This window comes from Psychrobacter sp. NG27 (genome assembly GCF_016106655.1).
Classification (GTDB): Bacteria; Pseudomonadota; Gammaproteobacteria; order Pseudomonadales; family Moraxellaceae; genus Psychrobacter.
Genome location: NZ_JADGIN010000009.1, coordinates 12,219 through 32,749, shown reverse-complemented (window position 1 = coordinate 32,749; position 20,531 = coordinate 12,219). Strand labels below are relative to the sequence as shown.

At 44.4% G+C, this 20,531-nt stretch carries 18 protein-coding genes; 8 read left to right on the top strand and 10 right to left on the bottom strand.

What is annotated here, in order from left to right:
* Nucleotides 1-77 precede the first annotated feature (77 nt).
* Nucleotides 78-1,130, bottom strand: coding sequence for an urease accessory protein UreD (locus tag IP485_RS11990; protein ID WP_198327401.1), 1,053 nt, complete (start codon nt 1,128-1,130; stop codon nt 78-80).
* 909 nt (nt 1,131-2,039) lie between these two features.
* On the opposite strand from IP485_RS11990, the gene clpP reads away from it, so the two are divergent.
* The 3 genes from clpP (at nt 2,040) to IP485_RS11975 (ending at nt 5,435) form a co-directional block, all read left to right on the top strand.
* A complete protein-coding gene (gene clpP, locus IP485_RS11985) occupies nt 2,040-2,666 on the top strand; it encodes an ATP-dependent Clp endopeptidase proteolytic subunit ClpP (protein WP_227686538.1) in 627 nt (208 codons plus the stop codon).
* A 153-nt stretch (nt 2,667-2,819) separates the two neighbouring features.
* Complete coding sequence (gene clpX / locus IP485_RS11980; protein WP_194365238.1) at nt 2,820-4,094, top strand: ATP-dependent Clp protease ATP-binding subunit ClpX; 1,275 nt, start codon at nt 2,820-2,822, stop codon at nt 4,092-4,094.
* A gap of 354 nt (nt 4,095-4,448) precedes the next feature.
* Entirely contained in the window at nt 4,449-5,435 is a 987-nt protein-coding gene (locus IP485_RS11975; RefSeq protein WP_198327400.1) for an SDR family NAD(P)-dependent oxidoreductase, read from the top strand.
* A gap of 125 nt (nt 5,436-5,560) precedes the next feature.
* On the opposite strand, the gene IP485_RS11970 is transcribed toward IP485_RS11975, so the two are convergent.
* From IP485_RS11970 to argS, 3 genes are all read right to left on the bottom strand, one after another.
* A complete protein-coding gene (locus tag IP485_RS11970; RefSeq protein ID WP_198327399.1) occupies nt 5,561-6,655 on the bottom strand; it encodes a PTS transporter subunit IIC in 1,095 nt (364 codons plus the stop codon).
* A gap of 130 nt (nt 6,656-6,785) precedes the next feature.
* Nucleotides 6,786-7,586 carry an SPOR domain-containing protein gene (locus IP485_RS11965; RefSeq protein ID WP_198327398.1) on the bottom strand — a complete coding sequence of 267 codons (801 nt, stop codon included), beginning with the start codon at nt 7,584-7,586 and terminating at the stop codon, nt 6,786-6,788.
* Between the two features lie 123 nt (nt 7,587-7,709).
* Nucleotides 7,710-9,539, bottom strand: coding sequence for an arginine--tRNA ligase (argS, locus tag IP485_RS11960; RefSeq protein WP_198327397.1), 1,830 nt, complete (start codon nt 9,537-9,539; stop codon nt 7,710-7,712).
* Between the two features lie 601 nt (nt 9,540-10,140).
* Between argS and IP485_RS11955 the strand changes: the two genes are divergently transcribed.
* Complete coding sequence (locus tag IP485_RS11955) at nt 10,141-10,359, top strand: DUF2788 domain-containing protein (protein ID WP_194365234.1); 219 nt, start codon at nt 10,141-10,143, stop codon at nt 10,357-10,359.
* Nucleotides 10,360-10,405: 46 nt separating this feature from the next.
* Here IP485_RS11955 and IP485_RS11950 read toward each other — a convergent pair whose 3' ends face one another.
* From IP485_RS11950 to cmoA, 3 genes are all read right to left on the bottom strand, one after another.
* Nucleotides 10,406-11,533, bottom strand: a complete 1,128-nt coding sequence (locus IP485_RS11950) for a DUF1176 domain-containing protein (RefSeq protein ID WP_198327396.1) — start codon at nt 11,531-11,533, stop codon at nt 10,406-10,408.
* Nucleotides 11,534-11,645: 112 nt separating this feature from the next.
* Nucleotides 11,646-12,698 (bottom strand): tRNA 5-methoxyuridine(34)/uridine 5-oxyacetic acid(34) synthase CmoB, encoded by a 1,053-nt coding sequence (gene cmoB / locus IP485_RS11945; protein ID WP_198327395.1) that lies wholly within the window; start codon nt 12,696-12,698, stop codon nt 11,646-11,648.
* Nucleotides 12,699-12,748: 50 nt separating this feature from the next.
* Nucleotides 12,749-13,534: a carboxy-S-adenosyl-L-methionine synthase CmoA gene (cmoA, locus tag IP485_RS11940; protein ID WP_198327394.1), complete on the bottom strand. Its 786-nt coding sequence runs from the start codon at nt 13,532-13,534 to the stop codon at nt 12,749-12,751.
* Nucleotides 13,535-13,805: 271 nt separating this feature from the next.
* Here cmoA and msrA point away from each other — a divergent pair, with 271 nt between their 5' ends.
* The 4 genes from msrA (at nt 13,806) to IP485_RS11920 (ending at nt 17,631) form a co-directional block, all read left to right on the top strand.
* Entirely contained in the window at nt 13,806-14,327 is a 522-nt protein-coding gene (gene msrA / locus IP485_RS11935; protein WP_198327393.1) for a peptide-methionine (S)-S-oxide reductase MsrA, read from the top strand.
* Nucleotides 14,328-14,447: 120 nt separating this feature from the next.
* Nucleotides 14,448-15,107: a thiopurine S-methyltransferase gene (gene tmpT, locus IP485_RS11930; RefSeq protein WP_198327392.1), complete on the top strand. Its 660-nt coding sequence runs from the start codon at nt 14,448-14,450 to the stop codon at nt 15,105-15,107.
* A gap of 59 nt (nt 15,108-15,166) precedes the next feature.
* Entirely contained in the window at nt 15,167-15,880 is a 714-nt protein-coding gene (locus IP485_RS11925; RefSeq protein WP_198327391.1) for a DUF1499 domain-containing protein, read from the top strand.
* Between the two features lie 278 nt (nt 15,881-16,158).
* Nucleotides 16,159-17,631: a lytic murein transglycosylase gene (locus IP485_RS11920; RefSeq protein WP_198327390.1), complete on the top strand. Its 1,473-nt coding sequence runs from the start codon at nt 16,159-16,161 to the stop codon at nt 17,629-17,631.
* Nucleotides 17,632-17,746: 115 nt separating this feature from the next.
* On the opposite strand, the gene IP485_RS11915 is transcribed toward IP485_RS11920, so the two are convergent.
* The 3 genes from IP485_RS11915 to murI all read right to left on the bottom strand — a co-directional run bounded on the left by IP485_RS11915 (nt 17,747) and on the right by murI (nt 20,359).
* Entirely contained in the window at nt 17,747-18,046 is a 300-nt protein-coding gene (locus IP485_RS11915; protein ID WP_198327389.1) for a hypothetical protein, read from the bottom strand.
* A gap of 257 nt (nt 18,047-18,303) precedes the next feature.
* Nucleotides 18,304-19,305: a DUF4062 domain-containing protein gene (locus IP485_RS11910; RefSeq protein WP_198327388.1), complete on the bottom strand. Its 1,002-nt coding sequence runs from the start codon at nt 19,303-19,305 to the stop codon at nt 18,304-18,306.
* Nucleotides 19,306-19,465: 160 nt separating this feature from the next.
* Nucleotides 19,466-20,359 (bottom strand): glutamate racemase, encoded by an 894-nt coding sequence (gene murI / locus IP485_RS11905; RefSeq protein ID WP_227686536.1) that lies wholly within the window; start codon nt 20,357-20,359, stop codon nt 19,466-19,468.
* Nucleotides 20,360-20,531 lie beyond the last annotated feature (172 nt).

Here is a 20,531-nt window from a genome sequence, read left to right as displayed (position 1 = left end):
ACCTTAACCAAAATGGAGATTGTGTCTTTTTATATCAGAGTAACGTCATAACAAATTAAGTAATATCTAATCAAAAATCACGTATCCCAAATCCGTGGACGACACGGCTCAAGCTGCCACCAGTGCTTACGTAAGACTTCTCTCAGCTGATAAAACGCTTCAAAACATCCTCGTACATCTGTGCCAATATAGCGGATATTAATCGCCTGATAATTATGGGTGCAATAGACAGGTAGATCCGCGTCAGCGATTGCTTGCCGTAAAGTCAGTATCGTACTGTCCAAATAACGGGTTAATGCTTGCTTGGTCGTCGCTTGCGCAGTCTCTGTCGTTTCTCGTGCTTTTGATGACGGTAAAGGCTTTTGATGTACGTCACTTAAACTTGGTACTGCCCAAAACGACCCATAGATATGCTGCCCTGCTAGCCCTAAATGCGATGTAAACCAGCGACTTTGTGCTGACTGTGCTACACGTTCGGCTACGATGACTTTACCTTCTCGGTAGATATTCAATCCTGTATGGTAATAGCCTTGCAAAAACTGTTCATCATAGGCCTGCCGCCCAAAGACGCCAATCTCCCACGTCAGTAAGCTAGATGAGTCCGTCAAATCAAAGCGACTCGTCGCATGCATATTGGCTTCGTGATAAATAATACTCTCTTGCGGCAACCATTCTAGGCGAGCATCTGTATCTAATGTGGCGTATACCTTTTGGCTAGCGTATTCAGCCATGTCACTTTGAGCAATACCGTTGTTATCTATAGCAGTGTTCACCTCTCCTGTGGTGTTGACTGATTGGTTAGCTAAGATTTTGCTTTTTTGGCTGACACTGTCTTTGCCATACCATTTACCTGCCCCTGGTGTCGTAATAACAGCGTGACTCTCACTATCTAAACGCAGGTCTATAGCCAACGTATCACCACCTGCGATACCTGCTGGCGGATATAGCATCAATACATGACAAATACCCTGCTGCACACGCGGTTCGGGATACAGGGCACGCTGTACCATTAAGGCACCAGTATGCTTGCGGTGATATAGCCGCGTCTTAGAGTCGGCAGCCTTATGTTGGGCCGTACTCGTGCGTTTAACGCTGTCAAAACTTAATGCTAAGGAAGAAGCCCAACTCATTTTATATACTCATGTACCAATTAAATATAATCCAATATTTTACCGGTTTATCATCCAAAATCTTGTTCAACGTCATACCTTAAAGCCTTAGCTAAAATAATAGCTAAACAATCTCAGCGCCGTAGAACGAGAATAGCGTATCAAAAACAGCGCTGAACCAACAAATAAAGGGTCAATATGTTGACTGATACAATCATCGTGCCAACTATGAATAGAAAATAATCAATGAACTAACCATATCGGCTCAAAACTTTGATTTGCTTGTACTTTTCTCAATTTATATCCGTCATTGAAAACAGCAATATATTTTTGACCTTTCCATCATCAGTTTTTTTGATGTCTGCCATCCCTCAGCGTGGCGCTTTCATGCACCAAAACAATACATCTTATCTATAACAGTGCAATTTGTTGGTATAACTTTTGACTGGATAGTTTATGGTAACACCTGATCAGTAAAGGCATAAAATACCTTATTATTCTCAAACTTAGTCAGTAAGATAGGTAGATTGTAGTGCTGTTAATCAGGTATTCTATGGTAAAAAGTAAGGTTGCATATGATTTGTGCCGTTTGCATCAGTATGCGCTTATCAATATCTGTGCGATTTCATGATAGATAAGATAGTATCTATCTGTTTCTAGACATACTTTCGTTACTGGCTTTTAGTGCAGACGTTCAGCACAAGCAACGAGTACTAGAAATATAGGCGGGCCACTTTTTCCGCTATTTTATGCACAAACCGGTTTTATAGGCTTGAATAGTGAGCGCAGCCCCCTTATAAACAACCCATTAGGCAAAAACTACCAGACAATAAAATTATTCAATCCTTTTTTATTTTATACATTTATCGATAGGACGTTTCTATGACAGATTATGATCGCATCACTGCCAATCCACATTTTGATATGCTGATGAGTGCGCACAAAGAAGTACAAACCACCCAAGCCGCATTAGTGCCTATGGTTGTCGAGCAGTCTTCGCGTGGTGAACGCTCGTTTGATATTTTTTCACGCTTGTTACGTGAACGCGTTATCTTTTTAACTGGTCAGGTTGAAGACCATATGGCCAATCTAATCGTCGCGCAGCTGCTATTCTTAGAAGCTGAAAACCCAGACAAAGATATCCATTTATATATCAACTCACCAGGCGGCTCAGTCAGTGCCGGTTTAGCGATTTTTGATACCATGAACTTTATCAAGCCAGAAGTATCGACCATTTGTATGGGTGGGGCTTATAGCATGGGTTCATTCCTATTGGCCGCCGGTCAAAAAGGTAAGCGTTATTCACTTGCGAATGCTCGTGTGATGATTCACCAGCCATCAGGTGGCGCGCAAGGTCAAGCGACCGACATCGAAATCAATGCGCGTGAGATTCTAAAAACACGTGCACGTTTGAACGAGATTTTGGCAGAGCGTACTGGCCAGCCGTTAGAAAAAATCGAAAAAGACGTTGAGCGTGATTTTTGGTTAGATGCTCGTGAGGCTAAAGAATACGGTCTGGTTGACGAAGTATTAGAGCGCCGCCCTGATTCTTTGTAATCCAATCATAAGACCCTTTATAGTTTATTTACAGTATGGTCAATCAATACGCATGTCATACCCGACCTATTAAAGGGTATGACAATTGAATGGATACCGTAATCGATATACTACGAATAAACTGACCAGTTTTAAATTTTAGGAGCGCCTTTTATGGCAGAAGACAATACCCCGCAGTGCTCATTTTGCGGTAAAGCCAAAAGCGATGTAAAGCAACTGATTGCGGCTGACGATGCCAATATCTGTAATGAATGTATCGAGCTATGTACTGATTTAATTGCAGACAGCGCCGAGCATGGTGATGACGATAGCGATATCGATACCTCTTGGATCAATAAAAAGCTACCAACCCCAAAAGAGCTGCGTGCCAAACTTGATGAATATGTCATCGGTCAGGACGCTGCCAAAAAAGCATTGGCCGTTGCCGTTTATAACCATTATAAACGCTTAAAAGTTAGCCAAACGTTAGCTAATGACAGCAAAAAGTCTAAGATTGGTGCTGATGATGCAATGGTAGAATTGGCTAAGAGTAATATCTTGCTAATCGGTCCGACTGGTTCTGGTAAGACATTACTTGCACAAACCTTGGCTCGTCTGCTCGATGTGCCTTTTGCAATGGCTGATGCTACTACCTTAACCGAGGCAGGTTACGTTGGTGAAGACGTTGAGAATATCGTACAGAAACTACTTCAAGCCTCTGATTATGATGTGGCCAAAGCTGAGCAAGGTATCATCTATATCGATGAGATCGACAAAATCAGTAAAAAAGGCGACAACCCATCTATCACCCGTGATGTGTCAGGTGAAGGCGTGCAACAAGCATTGCTCAAGCTCATCGAAGGCACCGTGGCTGCTATTCCGCCGCACGGTGGTCGTAAGCACCCACAGCAAGAGCTGATCCAAGTCGATACCAGCAACATCCTAATCATCGTGGGCGGCGCGTTTGCTGGCCTAGACAAAGTCATTCAGCAACGTACTGAAAAAGGAGGTATTGGCTTTAACGCTGATGTCAGCTCAAAAGATGACAGCCGTCGTAGCTCAGAGTTGCTACAGGAAGTTGAGCCAGAAGATTTGATCAAGTTTGGTCTGATCCCTGAGCTAATCGGTCGTTTGCCCGTTCTTGCTGCACTACAAGAGCTAGATGAAGCGGCATTGGTACAGATCCTGACTGAACCTAAGAATGCACTGGTAAAACAGTACAAGTACTTGTTCGACATGGAAGGTGCTGAGATTAGCTTTACGCAAGAAGCACTAGATGCCATCGCTAAGAAAGCAATGGAGCGTAAAACTGGTGCTCGTGGTCTACGCTCTATTGTAGAAAACGCGCTACTTGAAACTATGTACGAGCTGCCTTCTATGGAAAATGCAAAAACGGTACTGGTTGATGAGCAAGTCATCAATGAAGGTAAAACGCCTGAAATTTCTTAAAATATCGTACTGTTAATATCACTCATTATGATTAATGAGTGATGACAACAAAAAAGCGTCTGGCTGCATAAGCTAAGGCGCTTTTTTTATGCCGACTCATTAACCAATTTAACCATCAAGACCTGACTATGCATAATGCTAGTACGAGCTAGTAATGACTCAAATACTAGCGCATGTCCTAAGTTGAAGTGACAGGTATCTATCATAAAATGACAGCAGCGTTTATCAATCGCGAGTAAGCATCAGCATAAATCATGCTAATGTAGATAGTGTCTGTTTCAAGCTTTATCTTACTGCCAGCACCAGCTTTGAATGTTCAACGGACCCTACTAATAATACAAAGGATTGTTTATTATGCTTAACCCTGTGACCGCTATAGCAACCTCATTACGCCAGCATCTGCCATTTTCTTCATCTCATGCCTCCTTAGATGAGTCGGACGTTGCTTCCTACTACCACAACCATGTCGCTGCTATCACAGGCGCAGGCTCTGGTATGGGACGTGAGTTAGCCATTCATTTAGCAAAAATGGGCTGTCATGTTGCACTATCTGACATCAATCCTGAACAGCTAGCAGCGACCAAACAGTTACTTGCCAGTTATGATATCAACGTCACTATGACCGTACTGGATGTGTCAGATAATAAAGCGGTGGAAGCATGGGCTGATAGCGTGATGGCAGAGCATGGCAAAGTTAACTTCATTTTTAACAATGCAGGCGTCGCACTTTATTCCACCGTTGAAGGCAGTAGCATTAGTGAGCTTGAATGGGTAATGAACATCAACTTTTGGGGCGTGGTATACGGCACCAAAGCGTTTTTACCTTTGATTAAAAATAGCGTCAAACAGAGCCAGTTTAGCGAGCATGGTCATATTATTAATATCTCAAGTCTCTTTGGTCTGACTGCTCAGGCGTCGCAGTCCGCCTATAATTCAAGCAAGTTTGCCGTACGCGGATTCACAGAGAGCTTACGCCAAGAGCTGAATATTCAGAACTGTGGCGTCTCAGCAACTTGTATCCATCCGGGTGGCATCAAAACCAATATCGCCAACAGCGCGCGCGGCAACGACAGCATCCACGATATAGGTATGAGCACTGGACCCAAAGCCATCAGAAGTTTTAATAAGTTTCTAAAGTTCGATGCCAGTCAAGCGGCTTGGATTATCCTGCATGCAGCAGCGACCAATCAGCAACGCTGCTTGATTGGTAATGATGCCAAGATGATTGATGCGATCCAACGCGTCTTCCCCTCTCACTACAGCCAAATACTAAATGATTTTCATCAACTGTCTCTAAAACTAAAGCCACATCGTCATAAAAAACTAAAGACCGTTAAGTAAAGAGTTCACATATAAAAAGCCCAGCTATTATCGTAGCTGGGCCTTTTTGGGGGTTGTCATTGTTGACTATGGATGAAAATGCGTTTTGATATCGTTGATAATATTTTAGTTCAACATTCTAAGCATTAAGGCAGCTTCATATCACCTGCGACCAACCAACCCATACGGCGCATGACATAAGCAACCAATCCTGCAATCAGCGCAGGCAATACAAACATCAATATAATAATCGCCGTCCACAGCTGACCTATGCTCATGATTTCTTGTGATGCCTCAATGACCCCAAACACACCGACCAACCCAGCAGTGCCCATACCTGCCCCTGTAGCAGTACAGGCAAGCCCGAACCCGACAGTCGCGATAGGGCCAACGATAGCACTGGCGATAACGGCAGGCAGTAGAATCAGTGGCTTTTTTAATACATTGGGAATTTGTAGCATGCTAGTGCCCAAGCCCTGAGATATCACTCCGCTTACACCATTGTCTTTGAAACTTGCAACTGCAAAACCAATCATATGCGCCGCACAGCCAACCACTGCTGCCCCGCCAGCCAACCCGCCAAGTCCAATCGCAATACAAATGGCGGCGCTCGATGTTGGTAGCGTTAATAAGAGACCAACCACGACGGCAATCACAACACCCATGAGTAATGGCTGTAGCTCAGTCGCTGCATGAATACCTTGTCCGATAGCGGCGACCGCTGCCACGATAGGTGGGTTGAGTAACGCACAGACCAATAGCGCAACGCCGCATACCAGTAAAGGCACGAGTAAAATATCAAGCTTAGTCTTACCCGCAATCCAAGTGCCAGCGCGATAAGCGAATACAGATGTCAAATACGCCCCTATCGGATTACCCGGCAGTGCTACAAATGTCGCAGGTCCGCCCTCTTGTGGTATGAAAAGCGTCCCCGCCATTAACGCTTCAGAATGTGCACCCAGCATACCTGCCACTAGACAGCTGAGCATGACTAACGTTGGCGCTTTTAGGTAATAAGCAATACCCACGCCGATACCTGCGCCCATTAATATCGAGGCAAGCTTACCGACAGCGACCAATGCGGGCAGACCTAACCAGCCACCGATTTGCGAGATAATTAGCCCAGCAATCAGCGTGACAAACAAACCTAACGCCATACCCGTAAACGCATCGATAAAATACTTCTGAAAGAATGCTTTAATAATACCTACTTGCGGTGTTACTGAGTTAGATGCGGTCATAATCATACTCTTCGTGAATATTTTGATTGGACAAAACAATTAGAAAGCTTGGTGATAAAATAAAGCGATAAAAAAAGCGTCATGACGACGCTTTTTTATTGATAAATACAACAAATGAAAGCCGATTACGCTAACGGCGCTGCTCAACGATGATAGAGTCTATACCATTGTTTTGTAGACGCTGCTGTGCCGTCGTCACCGCCTGACGGTTATTCAGTGGGCGTGAGATGACCTGATAGATAGGTAAGCCATTGCCCGTCGTGTTTTTGACCACACGAGCATCAACCCCTGCCATCAGCACTTGCGCACGGCGGCGATCTGCCTCGTCTGCATCACTAAAGCTATTGATCTGTAAAATATAGGTCGCCGCAGGTTTGGCCGCTTGAACACTCGCCGTCCCTGCGCCTGCATTATTATTGCGGGTTGTCGCGTTACTACTGGTGCTAGCAGGTGGCGTGCCGTCGTATGTCGCATCTTCTTCAACGACAACGATATCATCGCCCGCAGCATTACCACTGCCCGACTCGCCCGACGTGCTTTCAGAGACACCAGTGCCTTCTGTAGCACTGGTGCCCGCCGCATCAGGCTGTGTCACCACAACATCTGGCTCAAATGCACCGATATCCCCTATTCGATCATTATCAATGTCAGCGATGTCTTCATCAGGAATCGTTGCCATCTCTTGATTGGGTAAAATATCGTAGAACTCATAATCACCATTATCGGTATCGGTATCCACGCGTGGCTGCACTTGACGATCAGGATCATTGTCAGCGCTACCATCAGCAGGGCTGAAATTGAATAATGGTGAGAGGTAGATAAATACCCCAATCATAAGGGTCAATACGGCCCCAACAAACATCCACAATAAGCCTGATACGCTACTAGATTTGCGCTTTTCAGTTGCACCTTTAGGTTTTTTGGCTAGCATGGATCTCGTTCTCCCTACTGAATTTAACTGTCATCATCGAATTACTGCTATCAGCTGTCTATACTCATTCTACATATCATAGAGTTGCTATATGTTAGAAGCTTACTACTTATTAGCAAGCGACTACATGCTAGACGGTGCAGACAAACCAAGTAGACCAAGCCCATTTGCCAGTACTTGCCTAGTGGCTTTAGACAAGCGCAGACGGGCTTGCATCAATTCTATCTCATCCGAGCTTGGCGTATCACCGGAGGTCAAACTCATCGGCAAAATCCGATTGCTGTCATACCAGCCGTGGAACAATGCCGCTAGCTCTTTTAGGTAGTTGGTCAAGACATGTGGCTCATAACCGGTCGCTGCACGTAACAGTGTCGCAGGATAGCCTGCCAACAGTTTAATCAGCTCATCTTCATTTGGTGCAATAAGCAGGTTTTGATGTGCCAAACCAACGGCATCATCTACTGTTAAGTCATAGGTTGCCAGTTTTTCTAGCACGCGGCAAACACGCGCATGCGCATATTGAATGTAATACACTTGATTGTCTTTGCTCTGTGATTTGGCAAGCTCTAAATCAAAGTCCACATGCACTTCAGGCTTACGTGCCACATAATAAAATCTCGCAGCATCATTACCGACTTCTGCACGTAGCTCACGCAGAGTCACAAACTGTCCAGAACGCGATGACATTTGCACTTTTTCAGAACCGCGCCATAACGCCACAAACTGTACAAGTACTACATCTAAACGTTCGGCATCGATACCCAGTGCTAGTAGCGCTGCTTTTACACGTGGGACATAACCATGGTGATCTGCGCCCCACACGTTAATGACTTTATCAAAGCCGCGATCGAATTTATTTTTATGATAAGCAATGTCAGAAGCAAAATACGTTGACTGACCATTGGCACGGCGTACCACACGGTCTTTTTCATCACCGAAATCAGTTGATTTGAACCAGATATTGCCGTCTTTTTCGTATAAGTAGCCTTTTTCGTCCAATATCTGTAGGACAGGCGCAATCTCGCTCTCGATAGAGCGCTCGCTAAACCAGCACTCATAGCTCACGCCAAAGTCATTTAAGTCGTCTTTGATATCAGCCAAGATACTGCTCAATGCAGCATTTAGAAACAGCTCATAGCCATCGCCAAGCAACGCTTTACTATTGGCTATTAGCCCATCAATATGCGCTTCTTTATCACCAGAGACCAGCGTTTTTTCGCCGTCCGCATTGATTTCAAACTGAGCATCTGCAGGCACGTCTTTTGCAATGTCTGCAAAGCTGTGTACGTAGCTATCGCCATGTTGTGACTTGACCGTTTGTGCGATATCGCTGACATAGTCGCCTTGGTAAGCATTGACCGGGAAGGTCACTTTTTCGCCATTGGCTTCCAAATAACGCAAATAGGTACTGGTCGCTAAAATATCCATTTGACGGCCCGCGTCATTGACATAATACTCACGCGTGACATCGTAGCCGATTGCTTCTAGTAAGTTGGCCACGCTCATGCCAAACGCCGCACCGCGCCCATGACCGACGTGCAAGCTCGACGTTGGGTTGGCAGAAACGAACTCAACTTGGACTTTTTGACCATCAAACTGATTACTCAAACCAAAACGATCTTGTAAGGTGAAGATATCGTCTAATACCGAAAACTTGGCTTCTGCATTTAAAAATACATTGATAAACCCTGGCCCTGCGATTTCTACTTGGCGAATATCTTGGTTCTCAGGCAGTGTGCTGACGATTTTTTCGGCAAGCTGTCGTGGATTGGCTTTGGCCGCTTTAGCCGCAGTCAAGGCGATGTTGCTAGCAAAATCACCGTGGCTTAGGTCTTTGGTACGAGTGATTTGGCTGTTATTCTGCCAATCGCTTGGTAGCGTACCATCTGCTTGTAGGGTTTTAATCGCATCATTGAATAGTGATGCAAGCGTATCAATTTGGGCTTGTGACATAAGGATTTGAACTCAATTAAATAAACAACAAAACGGTATGAATACGAGCAGTCGATAACGGCTGATGATAATCGCAACCGACATTGTAGGGATAGAAGTGTGTAAAAAGATAAGTAACCTGTAAATATAACAATCTTTGCACGTTATTGCACTATTTGCGCCAAAATTAGCACTAAAATCTTATCGTTATGGCAATTCGTCTTAGTAGCTAGGGCGTGTCTTCAATTCACTCGACAGTCATCTCAATGGGCTAAAAATGGCTAAATCTTGCCAAACATCGTCAAATAGCTGGTTAATATCCCGATATTATCTGCGCTATTTTCCTTGTTTGACGGCAATTTATCTCATTTTTATCACCATTTTTGAATTGAAGACACGCCCTAGAACAAGGAAAAGCCTTGTTGACGTATTTTTTTGAATACATAAAACTAAGATGATGTTAACCCTAAAGCATTAGCGATTTGATTGTCTTATCAATTGTAGCGTTACTGTTGCCTCGTACTGGGCAGTAGTTTATACATGCGTACTTCCGCGTTATAATCACCGTTTGTATGACGCTTCTAAATATAGATGATGCGTGACTACTACATAGGATTATGCCATGTTTGCGATTGCCGCCAGTACCGTCACCAGTTGGGGACTGTATGTCTTGTTACCCATTTTTATCACTTTTCTGTTCTTTATCGTATGGGATATCTCTAAAAAGTCTGAAGCTGGGCGCGCTGGTACTTTTTGGATATTTTTAGCGCTGGGTGCAGGTTTTGTGGGCTTTCTACTCAAAATATTACTAGAAGTAGCGTTTAAAAGATGGCTGATATAGTTAATCCTCTATAAGTTATATTGAAACGACTATATAAAGCCTATGGCTATTTATCACTTTTGCGATTGCCTTCAATGACCTCGCTCACATAAGTGGGTAAGTCCCATGCGCCACCCGCAAAGCCTTTGCACATGCCTGTACTAGAATCTGCCATTTTTGCAAAGGTGGTACCATTCCACACCCATGTTTTGCTGTTCCAGCAGTCGCCAATGCCTCTATCTTTATGATTGGCCGAAATCTCACCCTCAAAATAATCATTGCCTGCGGTGGTAATTATCTGAGGATTACGAGGTTTTGCATTGTCTATAAGCCAATATCCGCTAGCTGCGTTGTAAGCACCCATCCAACAGCTATGGACAGCTAAAGTATGAGTAGCATCAATAGGGATAAAATCCCATCCAGCGCTGTTGCCAGCATACTTTGCAAAGTTTATAGAAGTCTCACTTTTAGGATTTATAAGCTCACAGCTTCCCGTCGTATCTTCAGATCCTACAAACTGCTCATCATTAATATTTACCCACGTGTTGATATTGGCCTCAAAGTAAGCCTGTTTTGATGCAGATAATGTCTTATTGTCTTTTTCTGAATACGAAAATGCCTTTTTGATGACTGGCTTTGGCTTGGCAGATTTGGGCGTTTGCTTGTGCGTACTGTTTTTACTGACCAATGCGATTGGTGTGCCCACTCTTCCTTGTACCTCATCCAGCTTCAGCAGCACAGCGCCCATGCCCTTGTCACTGACCGTCCAACTGTCGTCACCCGCTTTTATCTCTATTTTAGTATTCAGGCGAGCACTGTTGATCAAGCTATTAGTTTGCTTAGCTGTTAAATCATATAGACCGCCATCCGAACTTGGTTGCAGGCGGCCATAGTTTTTACCATTCAGCCACAGCGCAACGTTATTTTGGCTTTTCTCTGAAACCTCTGGTAAAAACTGAACCATACCTGTAGGCAAAGCCTCTTTTGGTATAGCAGTTAATAAAATAGAGATAGGCTTGTCCCACTGGTCATCATCTGCGTAACCCACTGCTCGGCAGGTCAGCGTGTTGTCGCAAACCACTTGCCAATCATCTTTGACAAAACCCCAGCCTTCAAAGGGATCGCCATACGCATCTGATGCCACAGCGGGTAGCGAAAACAAACCAATCGTCATCAAAGCCATTACTGTTTTCATAATCTCTCACCCTTGTTTGATTGCAGCTTGTATTGGCTGATATCTGTTATGACTGTCATTTATGTTGGCGACTGTTTATGCTGACTGATGGGATCTCTACTACCCTGAAAAACTATCTTTTGGCAATCAATGTCGCGCGCATCGGGGCAGGATAGCCTTCCACGGTTTTAGTCGAGTCATCAGGATCCAAGAAGTCTGCTAGCGAATGGTAGGTCATCCATTCCGTTTTGCGCTGCTCTTCCGTCGATGTCACTGCCACATCGACGCAGCGCACCTCTGAGAATCCAGCTTTTTCTAGCCAACCAATCAATGCTGCGACAGATGGCAAAAAGTATACGTTGTTCATTTGTGCATAACGATCGTGCGGTACGAGTACGGTATTGGCATCGCCTTCAATGACCAATGTCTCAAGCACCAATTCACCGCCTTTGACCAACTGACCTCTGAGCTGCTGCAGATGCTCAAATGGCGACTGGCGATGATAAAGCACGCCCATGCTAAATACGGTATCAAACAACTGACTGTGCGCAGGTAAGGCTTCCAGCGGTACGGGGATGTAGTGCGTACGGTAGCGGCCTGTACCATAAGCATGAGTATGAGTATGAGCATCTGCCGCACCAACAAAATGACGAATCGCCATAAACTGATGGTAAAACAAGCATGACGGGTCAACGATAATGACCGTATCTGCCCCTGCCCCTGCCATACGCCAGCCGTGATAACCGGAGCCACCGCCCACATCTAACACTCGGCGACCTTTTAGCTCACCCAAATGCGGTGCGACCCGTTGCCATTTCCAGTCACTGTGCCACTCGGTATCAATCTTAATACCTGATTCATCATCGCCAATCTGAAAGGGCCCTTTACGCCATGGCATCAGCTGCTTTAACAGTGCCGTTGCTTGTTTACGCTCAGACTCATTAAGACTGGCATCAATCGTCAAGGTGTCACTGTTTAGATCGACATTATTGACGGTTAATGTTGGCAAACGAGCGACTGATGCTTGATAGGCAGGCGCGTGTGCATAATTGGCTTTGTCTTTAATAGCATTTAGCCAAGTGGGTAATTGCTTAAGCCACTCATAAGCGATCGGCTGCTGCTGTGTCAGCTCTAGCAAGGTTAAATACAATTCGCGTTCGGCGTTGATGATAGTGTCGTTGAGCATAAAAGCAGATTACCGTGTTGATTGAGAAATAACTGTGTTAAAAGTAATGATTATTTAAACGCCACAATAGACACAAAGTTCAAAAACTGAAACCATGTCAGATGACGTTTAAAGCCAACATCGCTCAATCTTGCATGATGCTCATCTAAGGTATCAGTAATAAGGACATTTTCTAATGCATTACGCTTGCCACTGATTTCCATCTCGGTATAACCGTTGGCACGTTTAAAGTCATAATAACGCTCAACCAACCATGCATCGTACTGCTCATCAAATGCATGAGTCTTTTCAGTCAATACCAGTATCCCACCTTCACTTAATGCCGCATAAATCTTCTCCAATACTGCGACTCTATCGGCAGCTGGTAAAAACTGTAGCGTTAAATTTAAAATAACCATATCGCACGGTTCAAGCTCCACATCACGAATATCTGCAGTAATCACTTCGATATCGTGCTCAGGATAGTTCTCACTTAGCAGCGTGGTCGCTTCTGTCGTCATCGCCGGTGAGATATCAATCGCCTTAATCTGCAAGTCCTGCGGGTCAAACTCGCCTGCCAACGTCATACTCGCGGCACCCAGTGAGCAACCCAAATCATAAATCCGGCTAACGCGTTGACCATTATCACCTTGTTGACGATACTTACAATGACGACGGGCAAATATGGGTAGCATCGCCAGCACTTGACCATAACCGGGCACACTGCGGCGTATCATGTCAGGGAAACAAGCCACTACTTGCTCATCAAAAGAAAAGCGCGATGCTTTATCTAATGGTGTGGTAAATGGTTTGTCAAATAGGGTGTCATGTTTGATAGTAGGCTTGGATTGGCTCATGGGGTGGCTCGTTTTGTATAATAGAACTTAAATTGAGAAATATGTGGTGGCTTTTGCTTGGTAGTTGCGCTCGTCATTATTAGTTGTAAACCAAGCAACGTAGCAAAAGCCCATTATAACATTACTGTTTGTTACTTATCGCCTTTGGCTCACCTGCTAAGCTGAATAAATAGGGCTGAAGGTAGTGAGGCGTTTAAAAGAAGCATTGAAAAACGAACACATTACTACCAAATATAGCCCTTAACTCATATCTATAATAATAGGAAAAATTATGCAAACCATTATCTTAGGCGGCGGTTGCTTCTGGTGCACCGAATCCGTGTTTTTATCAGTGAAAGGCGTACAGTCTGTCGTCTCAGGCTACATGGGCGGTGATGCTGTCTCTGCCAATTACGAAGATGTCTGTAGCGGAACGACAGGGCACATCGAAGTGATTAAAGTCGAGTTTAATGACTCTATCGTACCTCTCGAAGTGATATTAGATGCCTTCTTTGTCACTCATGATCCCACCACCAAAGACCGCCAAGGCAATGATGTGGGCAGTCAATACCGTAGTGTGGTGTTCTACACTGACGAAGATCAAAAACCAACGGTTGACCGTACCATCAATAAACTACGCGACATGGGCGTTAACGTGGTCACAGAAGTACATCCTGCCGTTGATTTCTATAAAGCTGAAGAGACTCATCAAGACTTCTTTAATAAGAATCCAGGACAAGGGTATTGCAACTTTGCCATACCGCCAAAGCTCATTAAATTGCGCAAAGAATTCAGTCAATATATGGTGGATTAAACACTGAAAGCCATCTTATACGTTTTAAAAGCCAAGGATTTATGCGCTTGGCTTTTTTATTGCGTTTAGCGGTATGATGGTCACCAATGCTCTATGACATTGATATGTTAGGAATAGTCTATGAACCCTAAATTTTGGCAATCACGCTGGCAAGAAGGTCGCATTGGTTTTAATCAATCTGCCGTCAATCCATTGCTCATCAAGTATTGGCCAGATTTGCAGTTGCCAGCTGGCAGTCGTGTCTTTGTCCCTTTGTGCGGTAAATCTATTGATATGCAATGGCTAGCAGCGCAAGGCTACGATGTGATTGGTGTTGAACTGATTGAATCCGCCATACAAGCATTTTTTACTGAACAAAATATTGTACCCACCGTACATGAGCACACCACTACTTCTACTTTCAAATATTATCAAGGTCAGTTATCAGGACAAACCATTACCTTATGGGTCGCTGATATCTTTGCGTTAACGGCTGATGATATTGGCACTATCGATGCCGTCTACGATAAAGCGGCATTGATTGCGCTACCTGCGGATATGCGGGTAGCGTATAGCGAGCAGATACATAAAATTAGTGGCCATGCTCCGCAATTATTAATCACGCTCAATTATGACCAAAGTAAAAAAAATGGACCACCCTTCTCTATCAGTGATGAGCAAGTACAGCAGTATTATGGCGAGCATTATCAAATCAGCGAACTCGCGAGCGAACCTACATCTATAGGATCGACATCTGATTTAACGGTCACAGAGCATGTTTGGCTGTTAAACCCTAACTAAAATGCTGAGCACATAGGCACAGCGATTGAGCAGTTATTAAAGAATAACGGAGCGTTCTAATGAAAGTTTTAGTCAGTATCATAAGTCTAATCGCGTTTTTGCTGGTTGCACTGTCAGGCCCTCTTTATAAATATGGTGTTGTCGAATTGGGCACGGCATTTGCTGGATTCAAATTTGGTGTTTATACCGGTATTGCAGCACTGGTACTGTTTGCGCTACAAGTGATACTAAAGCGTAAAACCATCACGATTGGCAGTGCGGTCATAGCCGTCGTGTTTTCTGCGATTGCCATCATTGTTCCTATTAGCATGATGAGCAAAGCCAAAGACGTACCGCCTATCCATGACATTTCAACCGATTTAGTCAACCCGCCGTCATTTGTCGCCATCGCTCCGCTACGCGCTGATGCACCAAACCCTGTTGAATATGCTGGCATCGAGGCCACAGAACAGCAACGCGAGGCTTATCCAGAGCTGAAAACGCTTACTTACTCTCAATCGCAGCCTATGCTGGTCAAGGCAACCGAACAAGCCATTAATAATTTGGGTTGGGAGCTTGTCAATACTGATGCCGACACTGGCATTATCGAAGCGACGGATACGACTGCTTGGTTTGGCTTCAAAGATGATGTGGTGGTTCGTGTGACTGACAATGGTAGCGAACGTTTGGTTGATATCCGCAGCAAATCACGCGTCGGTGGTAGCGATTTGGGTAAAAATGCGGCGCGTATTCATGCGTTGATGGATGAGTTGGATGTGGTTTTGAATAAATAATGAACTTTAGATAATCAGTTCACTATCAACAAAATACAGCTTATTTATTGTACTAAGGATTGACCGAGGGCATATATGTCTAAGCATTGCACAGACATCACATTGTCCAACCAACCTTAACCTCACGCATATATCAACCTAGAGTAATGATTTATAGTCTAAGCCCTGCGATATCTTTTCTTTGTACCAAATATTGGGTACTCTAAAGCTTGACCATCGTATTGAATGCTTGATTTATTTTTTTGCACCGGTATTTTTAACACTTATAGGATATTCCCATGCGTATGACGCCATTTTCTACTTTATCCCTGCTTAGCCTAGCAGTTGGATTCAGCCTTGCCAGCACCGCTCAAGCTGCTCAGCCGCCAGCACCCGACTTATCTAACAGTGAGCTGCAACAGTGCCTAGATGGATTAAAGAACTCTAGCAAGTTTCGCGATGTTGACAGCTTTACCTTTAATAACTATCGCCCAAGTCAACCCGATCCTAGCGTGATTCAGTCGCTCAATTATCAGCCAGAGTTTCAAAAAGACGTTTGGGATTACCTCTCATCACTGGTTGATAAAGAGCGCGTCGAAGACGGTGTCCGCGCCAAACGTCAATGGGGCGACACGCTACGACAAATCGAATCACGTTATGGCGTAAAGGCTGAGCACGTCTTAGGGGTATGGGGCGTTGAGTCCAACTTTGGTCAGATCTTGGGCAAAAAGCCTTTGTTTGAGTCTTTAGCGACACTGTCTTGTTTTGATCGTCGTCAGAGTTACTTCCAAGGCGAATACGCCAATGCACTTAAAATCGTCCAAAATGGTGATATCGCGCCAAATGACATGACCGGCTCTTGGGCAGGCGCTTTTGGGCAAACGCAGTTTATGCCAAGTACTTTCTTAGAGCTAGCCGTTGATTTCGATGGCGACGGACGCCGTGATTTGGTCAATAGCGTACCTGATGCGCTCGCCTCTACTGCCAACTTCTTGGACAACCGTGGCTATCGCACTGGTGAACCTTGGGGTTATGAAGTCAAACTGCCTGATGGGTTTTGGGCTGCCTCTGACCGTAAAAACAAAAAATCGATGAGTTATTGGAGCAATCAAGGTCTAACCCTTGCAAATGGTGGCTCGCTGCCTTCTGATTTGAGCAGCGCAGGGTTATTACTACCAGCAGGTATTGAAGGCCCTGCATTTTTGGTCGGAAAAAACTTTGATACGTTCTACTCGTACAATGCCTCAGAAAATTATGCACTGGCCATCGCTCATTTATCAGACCTAATCACCCGCGAAGACAGTAGCAAAACTGACTTTGTCACGGCATGGCCAACAGATGACCCTGGTATCAGCCGCCAGCAATCTAAAGAAATTCAGCAAGCATTATTAAATGCCGGTTACGATATTGGTGGGGTCGATGGCATCATCGGAGACAACACTCGTACCGCTATCCAGCAGTACCAATCTAGTAAGGGTATATTCCCCGCTGATGGCCGCGCAGGACAGAAATTCTATCGTGCAATTGTAGGTAACGCTGCACCTAGTCGCTCACAATATGGCAATCAATATAGCCAGCCTGCAAATAGCCAACCGTTAAACCCTGCCTCTGCCGACCGCATGGGGCAGCTAATACAGCGACAGACAACGACGCCTAATACCTACTCGGCGCAACCCACTATTCAACCATCAACGCCTAGCAATACACGCTATCGCCGTGTGACTGATGCTAATGGAACCATAAAGCTCGTCCGTATCGATGAAGGTTCATAGGGTTAAATAATCTTATCTTTAGCATATAAAAAGGCCACGCTATGGTTAGCGTGGCCTTTTTATATTTTGACTTGTGCAACAAATCATATGGACTGTCAAAGGCTAGAGTAACCCCTTAAACGATAGGTGGTGGGTTTGGCTTGCCATTGTCACCATCCCAGTTTTCGCGGGCTTTATCATCTAAGTCAGCAGCTGTTTTTGGTTCCCACTTGCCATTTTCTTTCCACGTCGCATCACCCCAATCTTCGTCTTGTTCTTTTCTATCCAAATCTTTGTATGCTTGGCTAGGATCGATACCACGGCGTTTCATATCTGCCACTTGCTCTTCTAATGTATGAAACTGCTCGGAATCATGCATGGTTTTCTCTAAGCCATTAAGTTCTGTCAGTAGTGCATCATTTTTAGCATTGCTCATGGTGTGCTCTCCTTCATTAATGAATGTCATTATACTTTTAGGAATACTTTTTATACGCTCATATTTTGTCTTATACGCTCATATTTTGTCTGTTTTCTGTCGATCACTTACTAACTCATATTATTACGGGTCTTGAATCGATTCACAACCGCTGACACGTATGCTTTGTATTACAAAACGTAGCCATAACTTGGACATCACGGTGTATGACAGACAGTTTATTAACCAATTGGAGAGACGGCAATAGATACTGAGGGTTATTCGAGGGGTGCAGACGTACTGAGTTTGGATAAGTTTTTTGCATAGAATGTCAATTTCCATAGCTCTTGTGAGACCCGCGTGCCATAGGTCATGAGCTGTATCCAGTTGGCACTCACCAGCTGGCGCTGTAAACTATTCATATCGGATTGAGAGATTTGGCAACGGGCAACCGCATGGACATTGGGCATGTCTTTTTTAATGTCTGTTTCTGCTTTTGCAGTGATCAAGCGATTAACCGTATTTTGCAGTCCATAGCTGGAAAAAGTGGAAGGAATTTTCATGAGTGCATCTAGTATTTCTTGCCAAGACAGAGTCATTGCTCGAGTCACATCGGTCAAGTTGCCACCTTCATACGCTTGGGCACTATACTGAATGTCAAAGGATTTCAGCAATGCAATTGGCTGACTGACATTATCTGACGCGAAACTCTCATCGTCACCACTGTCTTTATCTGCTTTTATGTCAGTAGGCGCAGAATCCAGCGCCTTTTCGATAATAGATTTCCTGCTGAGCTTAATGAGCTCTTCGTCGGCTCTCACCCAGCCGCCCATCACTTTATGATTGGCTACTGCTTTGTAGTAAGCCTGCACCATCAACGGCTCAATGTCATCTTCTGTATCATAGTAATATATTTGGTTTTCTTGCCTAGTGACTGACTTAATAAATTCTTGTAGCTGACGGCTAAGGCCTGATTCTTGATAGTGATTTTTAATTAAAATAAATAAGGGTTTGGTCTTTGCTTTGGCATTCAGATAACTTAAATGCATCTGACTCACACCGTTTTTTTGGACAGTTCCATAACTGTCTCCAATAATCATCACAGCATAGTCACAAGCGTCGATACATTGACGACCGTATAGTGAGGCTTTTGATAATTTGCTAGAGACATCATAAGTCAAAAATGCACGTGCTTGAAAAAATATCGCCAAGCTGTCTAAAACCAACAACTGATCGTTGTCAGCGCATATGACATGAATATGATAGCGGCGATTTGGCACAATTACCTCTAAGTTTGACTTATAACATAGAAAAATATGAAACGGAGTACAAGTGTATCGTTTTGCACAGCCTAGCACACTATCAACCAGATGCACTCAGTTTATTTTGGCTAGACAAATACGACGATACAGGCATCTATATCAGTACATTTGGGAATGATTATTCAGAATAGTATTGCAATGACGTCTCTTCGCCAAGTAAGCGCTCAACCAACGCGCCTAGTTTATCACTATACTTGGTCGCATGAAAAGTTAATGGCAATCTAATCTTATCACTCGTCTGACGCTTTTCGTCATGGGGTCCCTCTGCATCATTTAGGGGGGCTGATAGCTGATTCAATATCAGCAGCTGTTTGACTCGTTCAGCAATGGCCTGCCCAGAATCAACGATTTGTATGGGCAATTGCTTTTGGATAATTTCATTTAGTAAGAATGTCTTAAAGAAAGGATAATGCGTACAGCCCAGTACCAACTGATCCACACCCTCATCTACAAACACTTGTAGCTGATGGCGTAGGTTTTGAGCCGTATCGTCATCTTCTGACATACCCGACTCGACCCAAGGCACCAGTTTGGGATCAAAGTATTTAGCCACCACAGTACCCTTGGGATTGGCTACATTGACGACGACATCATTCAATAGTGACCCATTCAACGTCGCCTTAGTCGCAAGGACTGCTACATGGCCGCTTTTGCTAGCCAGTACTGCAGGCTTTAATGCGGGTACCAGACCGACAATAGGCAGCTGTGGATAGCATCTCCTTGCTGTCTCCAAGCCATAGGCTGACGCGCTATTGCATGCAATGATAACCATCTTACAACCTTGCTGATACAGCCACTCTACGGCTTTTAACGTCAGAGTCTCGATATCATGACTATCCCGATCGCCATAAGGCACGTTTAGGGTATCTGCATAATACACATAATGCTCATTGGGGAGCTGCTGCGCTAAATGTAGATAAACGGACAAGCCGCCGATACCCGAATCAAATAAGCCAATGGGGGCACTGCGGTCTTTGTCAGTTACTATCGTATTACGACCAAGTCTATCCATCGAATTAGCGTCAACAGAATCCTTACTAAACACATCTAAGCTTGCTTTCATTTTCTTCATCGTATGAGTTGCGGTCATATCCATCTCTACTGTGCCGCCATTTTATATATATAAACCATCAATTTGCTTAAACCATTCATCCATCAAGCCCTTAACCTCTCAATCCCTGCCG